Origin of the sequence: Dorea sp. Marseille-P4042, assembly GCF_900290215.1 — a bacterium.
Lineage (GTDB): Bacteria > Bacillota > Clostridia > Lachnospirales > Lachnospiraceae > Dorea > Dorea formicigenerans.
In genome coordinates this window covers 769,537-790,424 of sequence record NZ_OLMI01000003.1, presented here as the reverse complement: position 1 = coordinate 790,424, position 20,888 = coordinate 769,537, and the positions used below count along the sequence as shown (strand labels likewise).

General features: G+C 42.7%; 15 protein-coding genes. All 15 read left to right on the top strand.

The window, feature by feature from the left end:
• The first annotated feature begins 40 nt into the window (after window positions 1-40).
• The 15 genes from C7E02_RS17325 to glgB all read left to right on the top strand — a co-directional run bounded on the left by C7E02_RS17325 (window position 41) and on the right by glgB (window position 20,873).
• The gene (locus C7E02_RS17325) at window positions 41-1,105 is read left to right on the top strand and encodes a hypothetical protein (protein ID WP_105310258.1); all 1,065 of its coding nucleotides are present in this window, start codon (window positions 41-43) and stop codon (window positions 1,103-1,105) included.
• 160 nt (window positions 1,106-1,265) lie between these two features.
• The gene (locus C7E02_RS17320) at window positions 1,266-2,615 is read left to right on the top strand and encodes a glucose-6-phosphate isomerase (protein ID WP_005335044.1); all 1,350 of its coding nucleotides are present in this window, start codon (window positions 1,266-1,268) and stop codon (window positions 2,613-2,615) included.
• 2 nt (window positions 2,616-2,617) lie between these two features.
• Complete coding sequence (locus C7E02_RS17315; protein ID WP_022279512.1) at window positions 2,618-4,129, top strand: aminotransferase class I/II-fold pyridoxal phosphate-dependent enzyme; 1,512 nt, start codon at window positions 2,618-2,620, stop codon at window positions 4,127-4,129.
• Window positions 4,122-4,709, top strand: coding sequence for a guanylate kinase (locus tag C7E02_RS17310; protein ID WP_005335048.1), 588 nt, complete (start codon window positions 4,122-4,124; stop codon window positions 4,707-4,709). Before C7E02_RS17315 ends, C7E02_RS17310 begins: the two co-directional genes overlap by 8 nt.
• Window positions 4,696-5,685, top strand: a complete 990-nt coding sequence (gene holB, locus C7E02_RS17305) for a DNA polymerase III subunit delta' (RefSeq protein WP_005337473.1) — start codon at window positions 4,696-4,698, stop codon at window positions 5,683-5,685. The genes C7E02_RS17310 and holB overlap by 14 nt, the downstream gene beginning before the upstream one ends.
• Before the next feature lie 4 nt (window positions 5,686-5,689).
• Window positions 5,690-6,601: a PSP1 domain-containing protein gene (locus C7E02_RS17300; protein ID WP_005337472.1), complete on the top strand. Its 912-nt coding sequence runs from the start codon at window positions 5,690-5,692 to the stop codon at window positions 6,599-6,601.
• A complete protein-coding gene (locus tag C7E02_RS17295) occupies window positions 6,591-7,331 on the top strand; it encodes a tRNA1(Val) (adenine(37)-N6)-methyltransferase (RefSeq protein WP_105310257.1) in 741 nt (246 codons plus the stop codon). Before C7E02_RS17300 ends, C7E02_RS17295 begins: the two co-directional genes overlap by 11 nt.
• 12 nt (window positions 7,332-7,343) lie before the next feature.
• Entirely contained in the window at window positions 7,344-8,180 is an 837-nt protein-coding gene (gene rsmI, locus C7E02_RS17290) for a 16S rRNA (cytidine(1402)-2'-O)-methyltransferase (RefSeq protein ID WP_105310256.1), read from the top strand.
• A gap of 68 nt (window positions 8,181-8,248) precedes the next feature.
• Window positions 8,249-8,875, top strand: coding sequence for an ABC transporter ATP-binding protein (locus C7E02_RS17285; RefSeq protein ID WP_022279509.1), 627 nt, complete (start codon window positions 8,249-8,251; stop codon window positions 8,873-8,875).
• A 234-nt stretch (window positions 8,876-9,109) separates the two neighbouring features.
• A complete protein-coding gene (locus C7E02_RS17280; RefSeq protein WP_022279508.1) occupies window positions 9,110-10,075 on the top strand; it encodes a PD-(D/E)XK nuclease family transposase in 966 nt (321 codons plus the stop codon).
• A gap of 108 nt (window positions 10,076-10,183) precedes the next feature.
• On the top strand, window positions 10,184-12,463 hold the full coding sequence (locus C7E02_RS17275) for a hydratase (protein WP_105310255.1): 2,280 nt from the start codon (window positions 10,184-10,186) through the stop codon (window positions 12,461-12,463).
• 294 nt (window positions 12,464-12,757) lie between these two features.
• The gene (locus tag C7E02_RS17270) at window positions 12,758-13,264 is read left to right on the top strand and encodes an RNA polymerase sigma factor (protein WP_022279506.1); all 507 of its coding nucleotides are present in this window, start codon (window positions 12,758-12,760) and stop codon (window positions 13,262-13,264) included.
• The gene (locus C7E02_RS17265) at window positions 13,257-15,203 is read left to right on the top strand and encodes a beta-propeller domain-containing protein (protein ID WP_105310254.1); all 1,947 of its coding nucleotides are present in this window, start codon (window positions 13,257-13,259) and stop codon (window positions 15,201-15,203) included. Before C7E02_RS17270 ends, C7E02_RS17265 begins: the two co-directional genes overlap by 8 nt.
• Window positions 15,204-15,335: 132 nt before the next feature.
• Complete coding sequence (locus tag C7E02_RS17260; RefSeq protein ID WP_203226986.1) at window positions 15,336-18,812, top strand: hypothetical protein; 3,477 nt, start codon at window positions 15,336-15,338, stop codon at window positions 18,810-18,812.
• A 153-nt stretch (window positions 18,813-18,965) separates the two neighbouring features.
• Window positions 18,966-20,873, top strand: coding sequence for a 1,4-alpha-glucan branching protein GlgB (gene glgB / locus C7E02_RS17255; protein ID WP_029730533.1), 1,908 nt, complete (start codon window positions 18,966-18,968; stop codon window positions 20,871-20,873).
• Window positions 20,874-20,888 lie beyond the last annotated feature (15 nt).

Genomic DNA, 20,888 nt, shown 5'->3' with positions numbered 1-20,888 from the left:
AAAATCCATTATAATTGGTGCCAAAAGGAGGGCTTTTATCATGTTAGAATTAATGTTAGACAGACATGTGATCTATGTACTGATGGGAATGAGTGCATTTGCCGGAGTTGTGTCAAAGGTGGTCGTTGGAAGAACACTTAGGAAGCTGGTGGCAGCAGCGGAAAGTATGGGAAAGAGTAATCATCCGTTGATGCGGCTTGTGCGGGCGAAATTCGAGCATACCTGTATGATCAGTGAAAAGGTGGAAAACGTAGGCGTATTTGTGGACAAGTATCTCTATGAATACCGGGTTGGTGGAGTCAGGCTCCATGCATGGCGGCGGTTACAGATGGCGGGTGCCGGACTTTGTCTGATTCTTGGCGGAGTCGGTGCAATCATAAGTTATCGGATTAAAGGGGCGACAGAGCAGACAGCTATGATTGGCGGAACCGGCGTGGCGCTGGCGTTAATCGTATTCTTGGTACATATGCTGACGGATGAGGAGTACCGGCTGGAGGCAGTACGAAATTATATGGTAGATTACTTGGAAAATATTTATCAGCATCGCTATGAAAAAACATACAAGAAAGAAGTTCTGGCAGAAGAGGCAAGATCAGAAGAAGCGAGAATAGCGGAGAGTGCAAGAATACAAGAAAATACAGGAATGACGAAGAATATCAGAATGCCAGAAGAAGCGAGAATGGGTGAGAATACCAGAATGCCAGAAGAAGCGAGAATGGGCGAGAATACCAGAATGCCAGAAGAAGAGAGAATGGGTGAGAATACCAGAATGGCAGAAAATACAGGAATTGTGAAGAATACTAGAATGCCAGAAAATGCAGGAAGGGCAGAGGGGGATAACTTGCCAGGTGAATCTGTGAATCAGAAGAAGCAGGAACCAAAGCAGGAATTTCCTGGATCTATGGACAGTCTGCTTTGGGCGATGTATAAGACAGAACCGCTGCAGGTGGAAGACGACCGGAAGGTCAAAAAGACAGCTATATCGCAAAAACCAGGTAAAACAGAAAAAATAGAAAAAACAATAGAATCGGAAGAGACAAAGGCGCAGGACGAGGCAAACAGAAATCAGCGTATCCGAGAAATCCTGGAGGAGTTTATGGCTTGATAATAAGAGACTGATTTGTTAAAATATAGATAACGGCTCAAAGTTAGTTTTGTAAAACAAGGACTGTCTGTGAGCTGTCACATTTATAAGAAGAAAATGATACAGATTTCTTCGAGACAAGAACTAGAACGTAACGGGTAGCATAAGGAGGACGAGTCCAATGGGAAGTAAAGTAACATTTGATTATTCAAAGGCAGATGCGTTTATCAGCGCACATGAGATGGAATCTATGAAGAAGATTACCGAGGCTGCAAAAGCTGAACTCCTGGGAAGGGAGGGAGCAGGAAATGATTTCCTTGGCTGGATCGATCTTCCGGTTGATTATGATAAAGAGGAGTTCGAGAGAATCAAGAAAGCCGCTGCAAAGATCCAGTCAGATTCAGAGGTGCTGGTAGTAATCGGTATCGGAGGATCTTATCTTGGCGCAAGAGCAGCAATCGAATTTCTTGGACACAGCTTTTATAATGTAGTATCAAAAGAGATCCGCAAAGCTCCGGAGATTTATTTTGCCGGTAACAGCATCAGCAGTACATATCTGAAACACCTGATCGAAGTGATCGGAGACAGAGATTTCTCAGTTAATATCATTTCCAAATCCGGAACAACAACAGAGCCTGCAATCGCATTCCGTATTTTCAAGGAGATGCTGGAGAAGAAGTATGGCAAAGCTGAGGCTGCTAAGAGAATCTATGCAACAACAGACAAAGCTCGTGGAGCTCTGAAAGGACTTGCTGATGAGGAAGGATACGAAGAGTTCGTAGTACCGGATGATGTTGGAGGACGTTTCTCTGTACTGACAGCTGTTGGACTTCTTCCGATCGCAGTCAGCGGAGCTGATATTGACAAGCTGATGGAAGGTGCAGCAGAAGGAAGAAAATTCGCACTTGAGAATCCATTTGAGGAAAATGACGCAATGCTCTATGCAGCAACACGTAACATTCTGCTCCGTAAGGGAAAAGCGGTTGAGATCATGGCAAATTATGAGCCAAGCCTGCATTATGTATCTGAGTGGTGGAAACAGCTCTTCGGAGAGAGTGAAGGCAAGGATAAGAAAGGAATCTTCCCTGCATCTGTAGACCTTACAACAGATCTTCACTCTATGGGACAGTTCATTCAGGATGGAAGCAGAATCATGTTCGAGACAGTTATGGAAGTGGAGGAGCCGACAGAGCAGATCACAATCGGTGAGGAACCGGTGGATCTGGACGGACTGAACTACCTTGCAGGCAAGACAATGGATTTTGTAAATAAGAGTGCTATGAATGGTACGATTCTTGCACATACAGACGGACAGGTTCCGAATCTGAAAGTGACAATTCCGGCGCAGGACGAGAAGTCACTTGGACAGTTATTCTATATGTACGAGTTCGCATGCGGTGTCAGCGGATATATTCTTGGAGTAAATCCATTTAATCAGCCGGGTGTTGAGAGCTACAAGAAGAATATGTTCGCACTTCTTGGAAAACCAGGATACGAAAAAGAAAGAGAAGAACTTCTTAAGAGATTATAAGAATGGCAACGATATACGAAAAATTAAAAGCGTATAGCGATTCTGACTATTATGGATTTCACATGCCGGGACATAAGCGTAAGATGCATATGTCCTGGGATGCGGATCCTTATACTGTAGATATTACAGAGATTGAAGGATTTGATGATCTTCATCATGCAGAAGGAATCCTGAAAGAGGCTCAGGAACGGGCAGCCAGAATCTATCATGCAGATGAGACACATTTTCTGGTAAATGGAAGTACAGTTGGAATTCTGAGTGCTATCGCGGGTGTGACGAATAAAGGAGATCAGATTCTTGTGGCGCGCAATTGTCACAAATCGGTCTATCATGCAATCTACATGAATGAGTTGAATCCGGTGTATCTCTATCCCCGGTTTGATTCAGAGTTACAGTTGAATATTGAGATATCCGCAGAGGATGTGAGGAGGGCCCTTAATCGATATCCACAGATCCGAGCAGTCATGATTGTATCTCCGACTTACGATGGAATTGTGTCGGATGTGGCCGAGATAGCAAAGGCCGCACATGAAAAAGGACTGCCGCTGATCGTGGATGAAGCACACGGGGCTCATTTTGGTTTTCATCCCTATTTTCCGGAAAATGCAAATCAAAAAGGCGCAGACATTGTGATCCACAGTGTTCACAAGACACTTCCGGCATTTACCCAGACAGCACTTCTCCACATGAATGGGAATCTGGTGAACCGGGAAAAGGTGAGACGATATCTGCATATGTTACAGAGTAGCAGTCCGTCTTATATTCTGATGGCGGGAATCGATCAGTGCATGGAGATGCTGGATCATCACTGCGAGGAAGTTTTTGACCCGTATGTGGAGCGTTTGAAGAGATGTAGAGAAGAACTTGGAAAATGTGAACATATCCGGCTGGCAGAGACCAAACATTATGATAAGTCAAAGCTTGTATTATCAGTAGCAGGACTTACGAAAGGACTTGCGGATACATATGGTGCAGAAGCAACAGGGATTCAATTGCAGGAAGATTTATTAAATCAGTACCACCTGCAAATGGAGATGGCCGCGGGGACTTATGTGATTGCCATGACTTCGGTCGGGGATACCGATGAAGGAATGAAACGGCTTATAAAAGCAATTTATGAGTTGGATAAGAAATATAAACCTTTACAGGGGGCTTATAACACTGTAGATTCAGACATAGTGCCGGAAGAAATCAAAAAGTCGCAAAAGAAAGAAAAAAATTACGGTATAGAACCGGGACATCTGCCACAGGCGGAAGTAATCTATTCACCGGCGCAGGTCATCAGCATGAAAGACGCAGGGGCAGATGGGTTTCAGTTTGTGCCATTGACACAGAGCGAAGGCTACATTTCCGCGGAGTACGCGTATCTCTATCCGCCGGGGATCCCGATGCTGGTGCCGGGGGAACGGATCACAGCGCAGATCCGGGAACATTTTCAATGGTATATGGAAAGAACATATGAGATACAGGGAGTAGAAAAAGAAGAATACATAGAGGTATGGACGCATGGGTAAGATATATTATATAATGGGCAAGAGTTCATCTGGAAAAGATACATTATTCCGGAAGATCAAGCAAGAGCTGCCGATGCTTCAGACAGTGACGCTTTACACGACCAGACCGAAGCGGGAAGGTGAAAGAGAAGGCGTCGAATACCATTTTGTGACGGATGAACAGATGCATATTTTCGAGAGACAGGGAAAGGTTGTTGAACTTCGTACTTATAATACTGTTCACGGAGCATGGAAATATGCTACAATAGAAGATGGACAGGTGAATCTGGCAGAATCCGACTATCTGATGATCGGAACGCTGGAGTCCTATGGAAAGTTAAAGAAATATTACGGAGCGGCGTATCTTGTTCCGGTGTACATCGAAGTAGAGGACGGCGAGCGGCTGAACCGTGCACTTACGAGAGAGCGGCAGCAGGAAGTGCCACGTTACGCGGAGATGTGCAGAAGATTTCTCGCAGATACGGAAGATTTTTCCGAGGAACATCTGAGAGCTGCGGGAATAAAGAAGCGTTATTACAATGATGACCAAAAAAGATGCTTAGATGAAATTATAGAGGACATACGATATGGGAAGTTTTAAAGATGTAGTAGGACACAGAGATGTAATTCAATATTTGCAGAATGCAATTGCCGAGAATCGGGTATCACAGGCGTACATTGTGAATGGCGAGCGCGGAACCGGAAAGAAGATGTTGGCAAAGTTATTTGCCATGGCACTTTTATGTGAAGAACATGGACCGGAACCATGTAATAAATGTCATTCCTGTGTACAGGCAGAATCGAATAACCATCCGGATATTATCTGGGTGACACATGAGAAGCCGGGATCCATCGGAGTCGATGATGTGCGCACACAGATCAATAATACAGTTGCGATCAAGCCATATCAGGGTCCATATAAAGTTTATATTATTCCGGAAGCTGATATTATGACGGTACAGGCACAGAATGCGTTATTAAAGACGATTGAAGAACCGCCACAGTATGCAGTATTTATTCTGCTGACGGAAAATGCAGACGTATTGCTTCCGACAATTAATTCCAGATGTGTCATGTTAAAACTTCGCTACATCAAAGATGCACTGATTAAAAAATATCTCATGGAGAGAATGGAAGTACCAGATTACAAGGCTGAAGTCTGCGCTGCATTTGCACAGGGGAACCTTGGAAAAGCTATCAAACTGGCAGGCTCCGAGCATTTTAATGAGCTCAAGGACGAAGTCCTGAACCTGATGCGTCATATAAATGAGATGGATATCAGTGAGCTTGTGGAGGCAGTGAAACGCTGCACTCTTTATAAAGTTGAAATCAACGACTATCTTGACCTGATCATGGTATGGTACAGAGATGTCTTGTTATATAAAGCGACAAGGGAAATAGATAAGGTTGTATTCAAAGATCAGATCGACTGCATGCGTGAGCAGGCAAGACGCAGTTCTTATGAAGGAATTGAGACGATTCTGGACAGCCTTGACAAAGCAAAAGCCAGACTAAAAGCAAATGTTAACTTTGATCTGGTCATGGAGCTTTTGTTCCTGACGATAAAGGAGAACTAGATTTATGACAAAAGTAATCGGAGTAAGATTCCGCCAGGCGGGAAAGATCTACTTTTTCTCACCGGGAAAATTAGAGATTAAAACCCAAGACCGTGTCATCGTAGAGACGGCGCGCGGTGTTGAGTTCGGAAAGGTTGTGACAGGTCCGAAAGAAGTAGAAGACGACAAGATCACACAGCCTTTAAAATCTGTGATTCGAATTGCAAACGAAGAGGATTACAAAAAAGAAGAGAAAAACAGAGAAAAAGAAAAAGAAGCATTTAACATCTGCTTAGAGAAGATCCGTAAACACGGTCTGGAAATGAAGCTTATAGATGCGGAGTATACATTTGATAATAATAAAGTGTTATTTTACTTTACCGCAGATGGAAGAATTGATTTCCGTGAGCTGGTAAAAGATCTGGCAAGCGTGTTCCGTACACGTATCGAGCTTCGTCAGATTGGTGTCCGTGATGAGACGAAGATTCGTGGAGGCATTGGTATCTGTGGAAGACCACTTTGCTGTCATACGTATCTGTCTGAGTTTGCACCGGTATCGATCAAGATGGCGAAAGAGCAGAACCTGTCTCTGAATCCGACAAAGATATCCGGAGTCTGCGGCAGACTGATGTGCTGTCTGACTAACGAAGAAGAGACCTATGAAGAGCTGAACCGTCAGCTTCCGGGAGTTGGAGATCATGTGACGACGCCGGAAGGACTTCATGGTGAAGTTCAGGCCGTTCACGTACTGCGTCAGATCGTAAAGGTTATTGTGACGCTGGATAACGATGAAAAAGAAATCCGTGAATATCCGGCAGGTGAGCTGAGATTCAAATCAAGAAAGAAGAAAAAAGATGCAAAGCTTTCGAAAGAGGAGTTTGCACAGTTAAAAGCTCTGGAGGAGAAAAATGGCGCCTCCAAGTTAAATGATGACTAATAAGAAGCCCGATGAGCGCCTGGATGATCTCCAGGTGAAGGGCTATGAGATTATACAGAAGCCCGGTCGGTTCTGCTTTGGCATGGACGCCGTGCTTCTGTCTTCCTATGCAAAAGTAAAACATGGGGAACGAGCACTGGATCTTGGGACCGGAACCGGAATTCTTCCGATTTTACTGGAAGCAAAGAATCCGGGACTTCATTATACAGGTCTGGAAGTTCAGGAAGAAAGTGCTGATATGGCAAGAAGAAGCGTGGCACACAACGGGCTGGAGAACAAGATAGATATCGTTACCGGTGATATTAAAGAGGCAAGTCACATATTTGGAAATGATTCGTATGAAGTTATTGTATCCAATCCGCCGTATATGATTGGAGAACACGGTCTGAAAAATGATAACGAGGCTTTGTATATCGCAAGACATGAAGCGTTATGCACATTAGATAATCTTTTGCGAGAAAGTGCAAAAGTACTGAAAATGAAAGGGCGTTTCTACATGGTGCACCGTCCTTTCCGCCTGCCGGAAATCTTTACAAAAATGTGTAATTACGGAATCGAGCCGAAACGCATGCGTCTCGTCCATCCATATGCAGACAAAGAGCCAAACATGGTTCTTATCGAAGGCCTCAAAGGCGGAAAACCACGCCTCGCCGTAGACCCGCCGCTCATAGTCTACACGAAAGACGGGGAGTATACGGAAGAAGTACTGAAATTGTACGGGATGAAATAAAAGGAGAATTATATGTCAGGAACATTATATCTGTGTGCAACTCCGATCGGCAACCTGGAGGACATGACATTTCGCTGTGTCCGTATTTTAAAAGAAGTTGATCTGATCGCAGCAGAGGATACCCGCAATAGCATTAAGCTTTTGAATCATTTTGATATTCACACACCGATGACCAGTTATCATGAATATAACAAGATTGCAAAAGCGCATACGTTGATTGAGCACTTGGAAAATGGTGAAGATATTGCACTGATCACGGATGCGGGAACGCCGGGAATCTCCGATCCGGGTGAGGAGCTGGTGGCAATGTGTCAGGAAGCAGGAATCACTGTGACAGCAGTTCCGGGGGCAGCAGCCTGCATCACAGCGCTGACCATTTCCGGATTGTCCACAAGAAGATTTGCGTTTGAAGCATTTCTTCCGACAGATAAAAAAGAACGACAGGCAGTGCTGAACGAACTGACGGAAGAGACAAGAACTATGATTATCTACGAAGCACCGCACAGACTGGTCCGGACATTAGAGCTTCTGCTTGCGACCTTGGGTGACAGAAGAATCCGCATTTGCCGGGAGCTTACGAAAAAGCATGAGACAGTCTTTGCAACAACGATCAGTGCGGCAGTGGAATATTATAAAGAGCGGGAACCAAAAGGGGAATGCGTGCTTGTCATTGAGGGTAAGAGCCGTCAGGAACAGATAGAAGAAGAACGCCAGAAATGGGAAGAAATGTCCATTCAGGAACATATGGATTATTATATGGATCAGGGGATTCAGAAAAAAGAAGCAATGAAAATGGTCGCGAAAGACCGGGGAGTCGGAAAGAGAGACATTTACCAGGCGTTATTGTAAAAAAGTAATGATGGATAAAAAGCCTGAATTACAGTAGTCAGGGGAAGACAAAGAAAGGGGCTGATCAGATGGCAAGTCTGACATTAAAACATGTAGATCGCGCATTTCCGAATGGATATGAGGCAGTAAAGGATTTAAATTTCCAGATTGAAGACGGAGAATTTGTAATATTGACTGGCCCATCCGGGAGTGGAAAAAGTGCTGTTATGCGCATGATCGCAGGTCTTGATGAAGTGAAAAACGGAGAGATATGGATTGGAGACAAGTTGGTCAACAGTCTTCCACCGGAGGAGCGTGGAATTGCTATGATTTTTCAGAATTATACTGTGTATCCACGAATGACAGTTCTGGAAAATGTAGAACTGGGCTTAAGACTTCGCGGCATAGATGAAAAAGAAATAGGAAAACGGACACTGGAAGTGATGGAACTTCTAGATCTTGTAGAAGTCCGATTTGCAAAAGTAAAAAACTTGTCAGATCTGTGGAAACACCGGACCGCGCTGGCGCGTGCCATGATTTTGGAGCCAGATGTAATCCTTATGGATGAGCCGCTTCGCAATGTAAATCCTAAATTTCATAATCAGTTGACTCAGGAGCTGGTGGAATTGCAGGAGAGAACCGGAGTTACGATACTGTATGCTACAAAAAATGTGGAAGAAATGGCACTATTGGGAAAACGAAAAGTGATGGTGTAAAATAGACGAGAAGAATTTAGAAAATAGAGGAAAGATTACGTGAGAAACACTTGCGAAATCTTTCCTTTTGTGTTATCCTATGAATACTTTTAGAAAAGATTCTATATTTTAAAAAGTTCTAAGCCGTAAGGTATCTCATTTCGGCGTTTCAGATTTCGAGACAGTAATCCGACATGAAAAAAATGTTACTACATTAAGTTGTTTGTACTATGAGTACAGGGAGGAGTATAATTATTGAACAAACATACAAAAGAAATTATTGGAACCATTGGCATGAAAGCGCAGTATGACGAGAATGCCAAAAAGCTTTTAAGTAACAAAATTTTTCTGGCACATATTTTAAAAGGAACAGTAACGGAATTTAAAGATGCGAATCCAAGAGATATCATTTCTTTGATTGAAGGAGAACCATATGTATCTACGGTTTCGGTAGAACCGGGAATGACTAATCAAGTGTTGGAAAATCCGAAAAGTAAAATTAAAGGTAGTAATACGGAAAATACGGAAACAAAAGAAGGGGCTATTCGCTTTGATATTATTTTTTATGTTCGAATGAAAGATGGAATTTCTCAGATTATTGTGAATATAGAAGCTCAAAAGAATAGTTCGCCGGGGTATGCTTTGATGAATCGGGCTATATTTTACACTTGCAGAATGATTTCTTCACAAAAAGAAAGAGATTTTACAAATTCTAATTATGATGATATGGTAAAGGTATATTCTATATGGATTTGCCCAGGCGTAAATAAAAATTGTTTGAATCATTTCCATATAACAGATGATGCATTAGTTGGAAATTATAAGTGGCCAGGAAAGAAAGATTTATTTAATTTCATTATGATTGGACTGGATTGCGAGTCAAGTCAAAAGCTGTCTCAAAGCAAAACTGAGAGTGAATTACATCAATTCTTAAATATATTATTCTCTAGTAAACTAAGTGGAGAGGAAAAGGTGCGGCTTTTAGACGAAGAGTTAGATATTCCGGTAGATGAAAAAATCAGGGAGGAGTTGAAGGTTATGTGTAATTTATCAGAAGGTATTGAAGAAAAGGGAATGAAAAAGGGAATAGAGACGGGACGATTAGAAACAATTGCGGAATGCCTGCGAAATGGAACGATGAATGATGCAAAAAGGCTGCTGAAAGCGACAGGAGAAGAGATTGAAAAAGCAACAGAGTTATTCTTGAAAAAGGGTGAATAAATGGTTGGACATATGTCATGTGATGTGCTAATATATACATGTATACAATCTGGAAATAAAGGTAATTACTCAGAAGAATATAATTACAGGTAATCAGGAGGACTAGACATGGTGAAATTATATGACGGCGGTGCATATCTGGTAAATGGCACCGAGATCATTACGGACGAAGCAGAAGTAAAGGCAAAGACAGGCCGTGAGGTATCCAAGGAGGAAGCCAGAACGCAGACAATGGCTTACGGAATTTTAGAGGCTCATAATATATCAGGCAATATGGAGAGACTGCAGATCAAATTTGATAAGCTGACATCTCATGACATTACATTTGTCGGAATTATTCAGACAGCGAGAGCTTCCGGACTGGAGAAGTTCCCAATTCCATATGTATTGACGAACTGTCACAACTCACTCTGCGCGGTCGGCGGAACGATTAATGAAGATGACCACATGTTTGGACTGACTTGTGCGAAGAAATATGGCGGTGTCTATGTACCGCCGCATCAGGCAGTTATTCACCAGTTTGCCCGCGAGATGCTGGCAGGTGGCGGCAAGATGATCCTTGGATCCGACAGCCATACCCGCTATGGAGCACTTGGAACGATGGCTATGGGTGAAGGTGGACCGGAACTTGTAAAGCAGCTCCTGAATAAGACATATGATATTAAGATGCCAGGTGTGATTGGAATTTATCTGGACGGAGAGCCGGTCAAAGGCGTCGGACCACAGGACGTGGCACTGGCAATTATAGGTGCAACATTTGCAAACGGTTATGTAAACAATAAAGTTATGGAATTTGTCGGACCAGGTGTGGAGAAGTTAAGTGCTGATTTCCGTATCGGAATCGATGTTATGACAACGGAGACAACATGTCTGTCTTCTATCTGGAAAACGGATGATAAGATTAAGGAGTTCTATGAGATCCACGCCAGAAGTGAAGATTACAAAGAACTGAATCCTGGTGCAGTTACATATTATGATGGTATGGTCTATGTGAACTTAAGCGAGATACGTCCGATGATCGCAATGCCGTTCCATCCGTCAAATGTATATACGATCGACGAAGTGCGTAAGAATCTGAAAGACGTGCTTCACGATGTAGAGCAGAAAGCACTGGTGAGCCTGGATGGTGCTGTGGATTATTCACTTCAGGATAAAGTGATGGATGGAAAACTTTATGTGGATCAGGGAATCATCGCAGGATGTGCCGGTGGTGGATTTGAAAATATCTGCGCAGCAGCAGACATCATAAAAGGTCATTACATTGGCTCAGATGAATTTACATTTAGTGTATATCCGGCAAGTACACCAATCTATATGGAACTTGTGAAAAACGGTGCAGTTGCGGATCTTATGGAAGCAGGGACAATTGTAAAAACAGCATTCTGCGGACCATGCTTTGGAGCTGGAGATACCCCGGCAAATAACGCATTTTCTATTCGCCACTCTACAAGAAACTTCCCGAACCGTGAAGGTTCCAAGCTTCAGAGTGGACAGATTGCATCTGTTGCACTTATGGATGCCCGTTCAATTGCAGCAACAGCAGCAAATAAAGGCTTCCTGACACCTGCAACAGATATGGACGTGGAATATAAGGGACAGAAATACCACTTTGACCAGAAGATTTATGCAAATCGTGTATTTGACAGTCATGGTGTGGCTGATCCGGATACAAAGATCAAGTTCGGACCGAATATCAAAGACTGGCCGGCAATGTCAGCACTTCCGGAGAATCTGGTATTGAAAGTTGTATCAGAGATTCACGATCCGGTTACAACAACAGATGAGCTGATTCCATCTGGAGAAACATCTTCTTACAGATCCAATCCACTTGGACTGGCAGAGTTTGCACTTTCCAGAAAAGATCCTGCATATGTAGGACGTGCAAAGGAAGTACAGAAAGCACAGAAAGCAATCGAAGCAGGCGAATGTCCGTTAGAGGTATTGGAAGAATTAAAACCGGTTATGGCAAAGATCCAGGAGAGATATCCGGAAGCAGGAAAAGGAAATATCGGAGTCGGAAGTACGATCTTTGCAGTAAAACCAGGTGACGGTTCAGCAAGAGAGCAGGCAGCTTCCTGTCAGAAGGTGCTCGGTGGCTGGGCGAATATTGCAAATGAATATGCGACAAAAAGATATCGTTCCAATCTGATTAACTGGGGAATGCTTCCATTTATCACAAAAGAAGACGACAAGAAATTAAGCTTCAAAAATGGCGATTATATCTTTGTACCGGAAATCAGAAAAGCAGTGGAAAACAAAGATGCAGAGATCAAAGCTTATGTAGTCGGAGATACATTGAAAGAAGTCACATTTACACTTGGAGATATGACAGACGCAGAAAGAGAGATTATTCTCAAAGGTTGTCTGATTAATTATTATAAGGGCTAAATAATCCGATAGGTAAAATTCACGTTCTATGTCCCGTTGCACTGGGAATTACGCTGAATTTTATCTTGCGCAGTATTTTCGGCGGTAATATAATTGAATAAACGAATGTAAATAAAAGGCGGCACTTATGAAAAAAAGTGACGCCTTTTTGTAACACTTGGGATATTTTGGGACTCTTATATGTAGAAGAAGTAATAATACTTTTTACACGGGGTATTGGAAAACGGCAATGGGATAAGTCAATGGAGGAGTGTGGAGAACTTCTTGAGAAAAACAAATTGAGGAGGAAAAAGAATGAAATGTGATGCAAAAGCATTTTCAAAGCTATATGAGCAGGTCTATCAAGACCTCTATCGCTACGCGCTTTGTCTGATGCGTGATCCGCATGAGGCAGAAGACGCGGTGAGTGGGGCAGTGTTATCTGCTTATGAACATATACATAAACTTCGAAAAGAAGAAGCTTTCAAGAGCTGGATTTTTACAATTTTGTCAAATATATGTAAGAAAAGATTGAAACAGGTGGCGAAAGAAGGAATACAGCAGACAGAAGATTTTTTTCCGGAAGGACAGGTGGAAGGAATTCATGAAGAAGATGTGGGACTTGCGATGGATGTGAGAAATGCATTTTTTATTCTTTCAGAAGAAGAGCAAATGATAGTCGGGCTGTCAGTGTTTGGCGGTTATAACAGCACAGAAATCGGGAAGATCCTAAGCCTGAAGCCGGGAACTGTCCGGGTAAAACGAAGCCGGGCGCTGGAGAAGATGCAGTGTGTGTTGGATGGGAGGACATTTTATGAATAAGAATGAGCAGGACATGATTCGGAAAATAAAGGAAAAGTCAGAACAGGTTCCGGTGCCGAAAGCGCTTGAACCGAGACAGATTGAAGCAAAGCTTGCAGGAAAGAAGAAAAAAGTGTGGACTCCGGCGAGAATCGGTGGGCTGGCAGCAGCATGTCTGGTGTTGATCGTGGGAGTGATGGTATACCAGAATTATTTTAAAATGGAAGATGCGGCTAGAGATGATAAGATAGCAGGCAGTGATGTGACAATCAGTGACAGTACGAAAGTAGAAAGTGCGGCGGAATATAAGGATGTCTATGCATATTTGGAAAAATATAAGAAAGATCAGGAAAGAGACAGTGCATACACTTCAAGCTGGGCAAGATCATTGAATGATATAAGAGTCGATGAATCAGCTGAAAGTAAGGCAAGTGGAGATGCAGCACAGAATATTGAAGAAAGCAGTACTGCAGCAGCGGACACCGGAATGGCAAGCGGTTCTTATTCTGAGACAAATGAACGTCAGGAAGGTGTGGACGAGGGGGATACAGCTAAAACAGATGGAACATACCTTTACGTGTTAAAAGATAAGAGCAATCAGATTGCCATTATAGATACCCGCGATAATCGGATGAAGCAAACGGCTACTATAACAGTGGAAGATGTTTCTGAAATCCAGGAAATGTATCTGGACATTGAGAGAAAACAATTAATCGCAGTGTGTGACGGTTATGTGGGCGGCAAATGGAATGATGATGATTATGGATATGGTCAGAGGGCTAATACGACCGCAGTAACTTATGACATTTCAGACCGGGAAAATCCAAAAGAAGTTGGCAGGGTCAGTCAGAGTGGATATTACAATTCTTCAAGAATTGCAGATGGATACTTATACTTATTCAGTGATTATTATGTAACACTTGATGGTATAACGGCGAAGAATCCGAAGTCCTATATACCACTTGTAAACGATAATCTGATCGAAGAAACAGATATCTGTCTTCCGTCCATTTCAAAGGCAGATATGTATTCAATCATCACATCCGTTTCTCTGGAAAATCCAGATGAGACAGCGCACAGTAAGGCCCTTTTGGCAGACGGTGGCAATTTATATGTGAGCAACGATAATATTTATTTTTATGAAAATGTGTGGCAATATTCCGGAAAAGATGTGACGACAATCCGAAAAGTTTCTTATGAAAGTGGGAAATTGACGGCTGGGGCACAGTGCAAAATAGACGGCTATATTAATGATTCATTTTCTATTGATGAATATGATGGATATCTGAGAGTTGTAGTGACCGATGGCGACACGAACAGTGTTTATGTTTTGAATCAAGAACTGAAAGAAACCGGCTCCATCAAAGGTCTGGCAGAAGATGAGAGGGTGTACTCCGCAAGATTTATGGGAAAGGCAGGATACTTTGTAACATTTAAAGAGACGGATCCGTTATTTTCCGTTGATCTGTCGGATCCGAAAAATCCAAAGATTATAGGAGCGTTGAAGATACCTGGATTTTCAGATTATCTGCATCCGTATGGGAAAAATAAGCTTCTGGGTATTGGGATGAATGTTGATGAAAAGACTATGTCAACAGATGGCGTGAAATTGACGATGTTTGATATTTCTGATCCGGAAAATGTGAAAGAGGAGCAGACTTATGTCATTGAAAATGTGTACTATACAGATGTTTCTTGTGATTATAAGGCAGCTTTAGTAGATGCAGAGAAAGATCTGATTGGTTTTGCTGCAGACAGCGAAGGCGGCCGGGAGTACTATACATTTTCTTACGACGAAAAACAAGGATTTACATGTACGATGCATGAGGAAATCAATGGAAATAATATGAGGATCACAAGAGGTATTTATATAGAAGATATGCTTTATGTTATCCAGGGAAATATTATAGAAGCGTATAGCCTGAAAGATTTCAAAAAAGTGGACGATATCATTTTGTAACATTTTTGTAACAAAATCTCGTATGTTTTTGACAATAAGACTAGTGTATGATAAACTTGTATCTGTAGAATTGTCAAAAAATTTGAGGTGAGAATATTGGATAAATATGAATATCGGGTAAAAACCGAGCAGATGCTCGAACATTACGAAAAGAAACAATTTAGAAAAGCAATGGAAATTGCAGATACAATAGACTGGAGAAGGGTGAAGAGCCCGGCAATGTTAAATACAGTAAGCGAAATCTACGAGAATAACGGGGAGTTTCAGAAGAGCCGTGATACGCTTATGATCGCATTTGACAGAGCACCGTCCAGCAGAAAGGTTGTGTATCGTCTGGCAGTACTTGCCCTGAAACTGAATGATCTGAATGAGGCTTCGGACTGTTATGAGGAATTTGTAAAACTGGCACCGAGAGATCCGAATCAGTTCATTTTGAAATATCGGATTTTGAAGGCACAAGGGTCCGATCTGTCAGAACAGATTTCGGCACTGGAAGAATTTAAAAAGGCAGAATATATTGAAAAATGGGCGTATGAGCTCGCAAAGCTATATCATGAAGCAGGCATGACCTCAAAGTGTCTGGAAGAATGTGACGATTTGATCTTGTGGTTCAGCGAAGGAAAATATGTATATCAGGCAATGGAATTGAAGATGAAGTACAAACCACTGACACCACTCCAACAGGAAAAGTACGATGAGTATAAAGGTGTACCGAAAAAAGAGCCTAAGAAAGCAGTGGATAAAAAAACTGATCGAGCTGTGCTTAAGGATGTAAAGAGTATTCCACAGGATACTGTATCAATTCCAAAAGAACAGATTAAAGCAGCGCAGGAAGCAGCAGAAGCTGCGGAGGCAGAACAGCAGGAATCAGGAGCCAATACAACAGAAACGGTGGATGGTCTGGATGCAACGAGAAGAATTCCGACAGCAGAGCTTGGAGAAGCATTGAAGTCAATGGAAGAAAATGCCAAGGCAGACAAAGAAGTTCCGATAGAAGAACCGGTTTTAGAAGAACCAGTTTCAGAAGAACCAGTTTCAGAAGAGCCGGAAGCACCAGCTGAGGAACCAGTCCTGGAGCCGGAAGAAGCTGTTTCAGAAGAACCAGAAGTTGTAGAAATGGAAGCACCAGTCATTGAACCAATCGGAAAGGAAACTCCGGAAGAAGCTCGGAATGTCAGAGAGTTAGAAGGAATTCTTCAGCATGCGGCAGAAGGACCAAAAAAGTCTATTACGACAGTTGTGAAGGGTGCGACGCTTAAAGAAGCACTGGCTAATGGAGTGGCTATGGCGAGTGGAATTAACCCGGAAGACCAGAAGAAGATGGAGGAACGAGAAGAAGAACTCCGCATTGAAGGTCAGATGAAGATTGAAGACATCTTGATGGAATGGGAAGCTAAGCAGAAGGTAAATGCTGAGGCGATCGCAAAGCAAAAAGCATCCGATGAAGAACGACTTAGAAAAGAGAGAGAAGCACTGGAAGCCCGCCGTGAGGCAGAAAGACTTGAGGCAGAGAGACGCGAGGCAGAAGAAATAGCAAGACGGAAAGCAGAAGAAAAAGCCCGTCAGGAAGCAGAAGAGAAAGCCCGCCGTGAAGCGGAAGAGAAAGCTCGTCGTGAAGCAGAGGAGAAGGCTCGTCGTGAAGCGGAGGAGAAGGCTCGTCGTGAAGCGGAAGAGAAGGCTCGTCTTGAGGCAGAGGAAGCAAGAAGAAAGGCATTGCTTTCTGATGATATCAGACAGCTTGTGGAAGAGCTGGAAGATCGTGTGACAGCACAGGAGAAAGAAGAGGAAAATTTTGATATAGAAGAGGAACTGGAGCTTGCAAAAGCAGAAGGGGAATCTGTTGAAGAAGAAATTGTAGATCAGTTTATTTCAGAAGAAGAGCTGGACGATATTGTGGAAGAACCTGAAGAGTCTAAAGAAGAACCTGAAGAAGAGATTGTTGAAGCAGCTTCGGAAGAAGAGGAGACGGATTCTGAGGATTCTGAGGATGAAGATGATTTCGAAGAGGAAGAGTTTGAAGACGAAGACTTTGAGGGTGAGGACGAAGAGTTTGAAGCAGAAGATGAAGTCGACGCTGTAGAAGAAATCGAAGAAGTACAAGAAGATGAAGAAATTCCGGAAACAGAAAACCAGGATGATTCGGAAGACAATTCTGAAGACGAGGATGATTTCGAAGACGAGGAATCCGAAGAAGATGATTTTGAAGAGGAAGATGGATTCGACGAAGACGATTTTGACGAAGATGGTTTTGCAGATGAATTCCCGGAGGAAGATGAGGAAGAAGTAGAGGAATTCGATGCAGAGTGGAATGAATTCCCGGAAGATGAATCCGAAGACGAAGACGATTTCGAGGAAGAGGATGATTTCGAGGAAGAGGACGACTTCGAGGAAGAGGATGACTTCGAGGAAGAGGATGATTTCGAGGAAGAGGACGACTTTGAGGAAGAGGATGACTTTGAGGAAGAAGACGACTTTGAGGAAGAAGACGACTTTGAGGAAGACGATGACTTCTATGAAGATGATTATGTAGAAGACGACGATTACGAAGAGGATGACTTTGAGGAAGAGGATGACTTTGAGGAAGAGGACGACTTCGAGGAAGACGATTTCGAGGAAGAGGACGATTTCGAAGAAGAGGATGATTTTGAGGAAGACGACTTTGAAGATGAGCTTCCTGAGATTCCGGATCCGGAAGACCTTGAAGGAGACTTGGAAATTGAAGAACCATCTGAGGAAGAGATTCAGCGCAGAATTAAGAAGTCAAAAGGAAGCGGAGTTCCATTTGATACCGGATTTGTTGTAACAGGAAGATATGACTTAAGTGCAACCAGTGAGATTGGACTGAAAGCCGGACTGACAGAGGAGCAGAAGAAATTATTCTCTTACTTCGTACCGGTCAGAGGAATGAGTGAACAGATTGTTGCAGTACTTGATAATGACAGACGTGCCCAGAGAGAGGGAACTTCAAGAACCGGTAACTTAATGATCATTGGCCGTAAAGGATCTGGAAAAACAGTCCTTGCAGTAGATATTGTAAAAGCAATCCAGAAACAAAGAAATCTGAAACAGGGTAAAGTTGCTATTGTTACAGGTGAATCGCTGAATAAGAAGGAACTTGGCAATATTATCCAGAAGCTTCGCGGTGGAGCGATCATCATCGAAAAGGCTGGTAAGTTGAATTCCAGAACAATCAAGGAACTGAATGCATTGATGTCAAGAAAGACCGGAGAGCTTCTCTTTGTTCTTGAAGATCAGAGAAAACCTCTGGAGAGAATTATGACAGCTAATCCGGATTTCAAAAAGAAATTCACTTCTAAGCTTGAGCTTCCGGTATTCATCAATGATGAGTTAGTAACATTTGGTCAGACTTATGCGAAGGAAAATGGATATAAGCTTGATGAAATGGGAATTCTGGCACTTTACAGCCGAATTGATGTAATGCAGCGTGAAGATCATGCGGTTACAGTTGCGGAAGTAAAAGAAATCATGGATGAAGCAATAAAACATTCACAGAAAGCAAATGTAAAGCATCTTGCAAGACGTGTATTTGGAAAATCTACGGATTCGTCAGATCGCATTATTCTGAAGGAAGAAGATTTTAAAATTTAATGATATAGTGAATGTAAGTGATGAAGCAGGGATACAATTGTAGAAAATTGTATCCCTGTTTTTTGTCTGGAATCGAGTGACATAGATTGAATTTTGTGTTCTGCTAAGGTATACTTAAGATATTGAAATCCGGATGAAATGTGAGGGAAGTTTATGGAGAAAGAATGGAAAGCTTATGAAATCGGAGAATTAGATCAGTACCTTTTCGGACAGGGAAATCACTACGAAATTTATAAGAAGCTGGGTGCGCATATGGTGGATGACGAAGGGCAGAAAGGAGTTTATTTTGCTGTCTGGGCACCGAATGCGAAATCAGTGTCTGTAGTGGGGGAATTCAATGACTGGGATCGCACAAGAAACCCTATGACAAGGGCAGAATATATCGGAATTTACACATGCTTTGTACCGGGAGTAAAAGAAGGCATGATGTATAAGTTCTGCATTGAGACGATTACGGGGGAGTATCATATGAAGGCAGATCCGTATGCCAATTATGCAGAACTTCGTCCGGGTACAGCATCAAGAATAACGAATATTGAGAATTTGAAATGGACCGATAGTTCCTGGATGACTGCACGGGAAAAATGGGACCACAAAAAAGAACCAATGTCTGTATATGAGGTTCATATGGGTTCCTGGAAGAGACACCCAGGCACAGAGGACGAGGGATTCTATACTTATCGTGAGTTCGCAAAAGAAATCACAAAGTATATGAAAGATATGGGATATACGCATGTGGAGATCATGGGAATCGCAGAACACCCATTTGATGGATCATGGGGATATCAGGTGACAGGATATTATGCGCCGACAAGCCGTTATGGAACACCGGAAGATTTTGCGTGGATGATCAATTATCTGCATAGAAATGGAATCGGTGTCATTATGGACTGGGTTCCGGCACACTTTCCAAAGGACGAGCATGGACTTGCCGAGTTTGACGGAACAGCAACTTACGAGTATGCAGATCCAAGAAAAGGGGAGCATCCGGACTGGGGGACGAAGATATTTGATCTTGGCAAGAATGAGGTAAGGAACTTCCTGATTGCCAATGCACTTTTCTGGGTGGAGCATTTCCATATTGATGGACTTCGCGTTGATGCAGTTGCTTCTATGCTGTACCTGGATTATGGAAAGAAAGACGGAGAATGGGTTCCGAACCAGTATGGAGGTAATGAGAACCTGGAGGCAGTAGATTTCTTCAAGCATCTGAACACAGTTGTACTTGGAAGAAATCCGGGTGCACTTATGATAGCGGAAGAGTCTACGGCATGGCCGAAGGTAACCGGAGATGTAGAAGACGGAGGTCTTGGATTTAGCCTTAAGTGGAATATGGGGTGGATGCACGACTTTACGGAATATATGAAGCTGGATCCGTATTTCAGAAAAGACAATCATCATATGATGACATTTGCCATGAGTTATGCGTACAGCGAAGATTACATTCTCGTACTGTCGCATGATGAGGTTGTCCATTTGAAATGTTCCATGATCAATAAGATGCCAGGACTTGGATTTGATAAATATGCGAACCTGAAAGCAGGATATGCATTTATGATGGGACACGCCGGAAAGAAATTGTTGTTCATGGGACAGGATTTTGCACAGCTTCGCGAGTGGTCAGAGGAACGTGAACTGGACTGGTATCTGTTGGAGGAGCCGGAGCATCAGGCAATTCAGTCATGGATGCGTGATCTACTCCACATGTATAAAAAGAAACAGGCGCTTTATGAACTGGATCAGTCATGGGAAGGATTCGAGTGGGTCAATGCAGATGATGCATACAGAAGCATTTACAGCTTTATCCGCCATTCTAAAGATGGAAAGCATAACCTTCTGTTCGTGATCAACTTCACACCGATGGCAAGAGAAGATTATCGTGTAGGCGTTCCTAGAAAGAAGCAGTATAAGCTGATTCTGAACAGTGACGATGTGAAATATGGCGGAAATGGCGAGAAGAGACAGAACATTTATCATGCCGTGAAGAAAGAATGTGATGGAAGACCATATTCATTTGGATACAAATTGCCGCCGTATGGGGTAGCAGTTTTTGAATTTTAAATTCAAGAATGCCTT

Bases quoted from the DNA above. Each gene is read 5' to 3' on its own strand.
- C7E02_RS17260 (WP_203226986.1), top strand. From the start codon at position 15,336: ATGCTCGAACATTACGAAAAGAAACAATTTAGAAAAGCAATGGAAATT.
- C7E02_RS17320 (WP_005335044.1), top strand. From the start codon at position 1,266: ATGGGAAGTAAAGTAACATTTGATTATTCAAAGGCAGATGCGTTTATC.
- C7E02_RS17295 (WP_105310257.1), top strand. From the start codon at position 6,591: ATGATGACTAATAAGAAGCCCGATGAGCGCCTGGATGATCTCCAGGTG.
- C7E02_RS17285 (WP_022279509.1), top strand. From the start codon at position 8,249: ATGGCAAGTCTGACATTAAAACATGTAGATCGCGCATTTCCGAATGGA.
- C7E02_RS17265 (WP_105310254.1), top strand. From the start codon at position 13,257: ATGAATAAGAATGAGCAGGACATGATTCGGAAAATAAAGGAAAAGTCA.
- C7E02_RS17270 (WP_022279506.1), top strand. From the start codon at position 12,758: ATGAAATGTGATGCAAAAGCATTTTCAAAGCTATATGAGCAGGTCTAT.
- rsmI (WP_105310256.1), top strand. From the start codon at position 7,344: ATGTCAGGAACATTATATCTGTGTGCAACTCCGATCGGCAACCTGGAG.
- C7E02_RS17300 (WP_005337472.1), top strand. From the start codon at position 5,690: ATGACAAAAGTAATCGGAGTAAGATTCCGCCAGGCGGGAAAGATCTAC.
- C7E02_RS17325 (WP_105310258.1), top strand. From the start codon at position 41: ATGTTAGAATTAATGTTAGACAGACATGTGATCTATGTACTGATGGGA.
- C7E02_RS17275 (WP_105310255.1), top strand. From the start codon at position 10,184: ATGGTGAAATTATATGACGGCGGTGCATATCTGGTAAATGGCACCGAG.
- glgB (WP_029730533.1), top strand. From the start codon at position 18,966: ATGGAGAAAGAATGGAAAGCTTATGAAATCGGAGAATTAGATCAGTAC.
- C7E02_RS17310 (WP_005335048.1), top strand. From the start codon at position 4,122: ATGGGTAAGATATATTATATAATGGGCAAGAGTTCATCTGGAAAAGAT.
- holB (WP_005337473.1), top strand. From the start codon at position 4,696: ATGGGAAGTTTTAAAGATGTAGTAGGACACAGAGATGTAATTCAATAT.
- C7E02_RS17315 (WP_022279512.1), top strand. From the start codon at position 2,618: ATGGCAACGATATACGAAAAATTAAAAGCGTATAGCGATTCTGACTAT.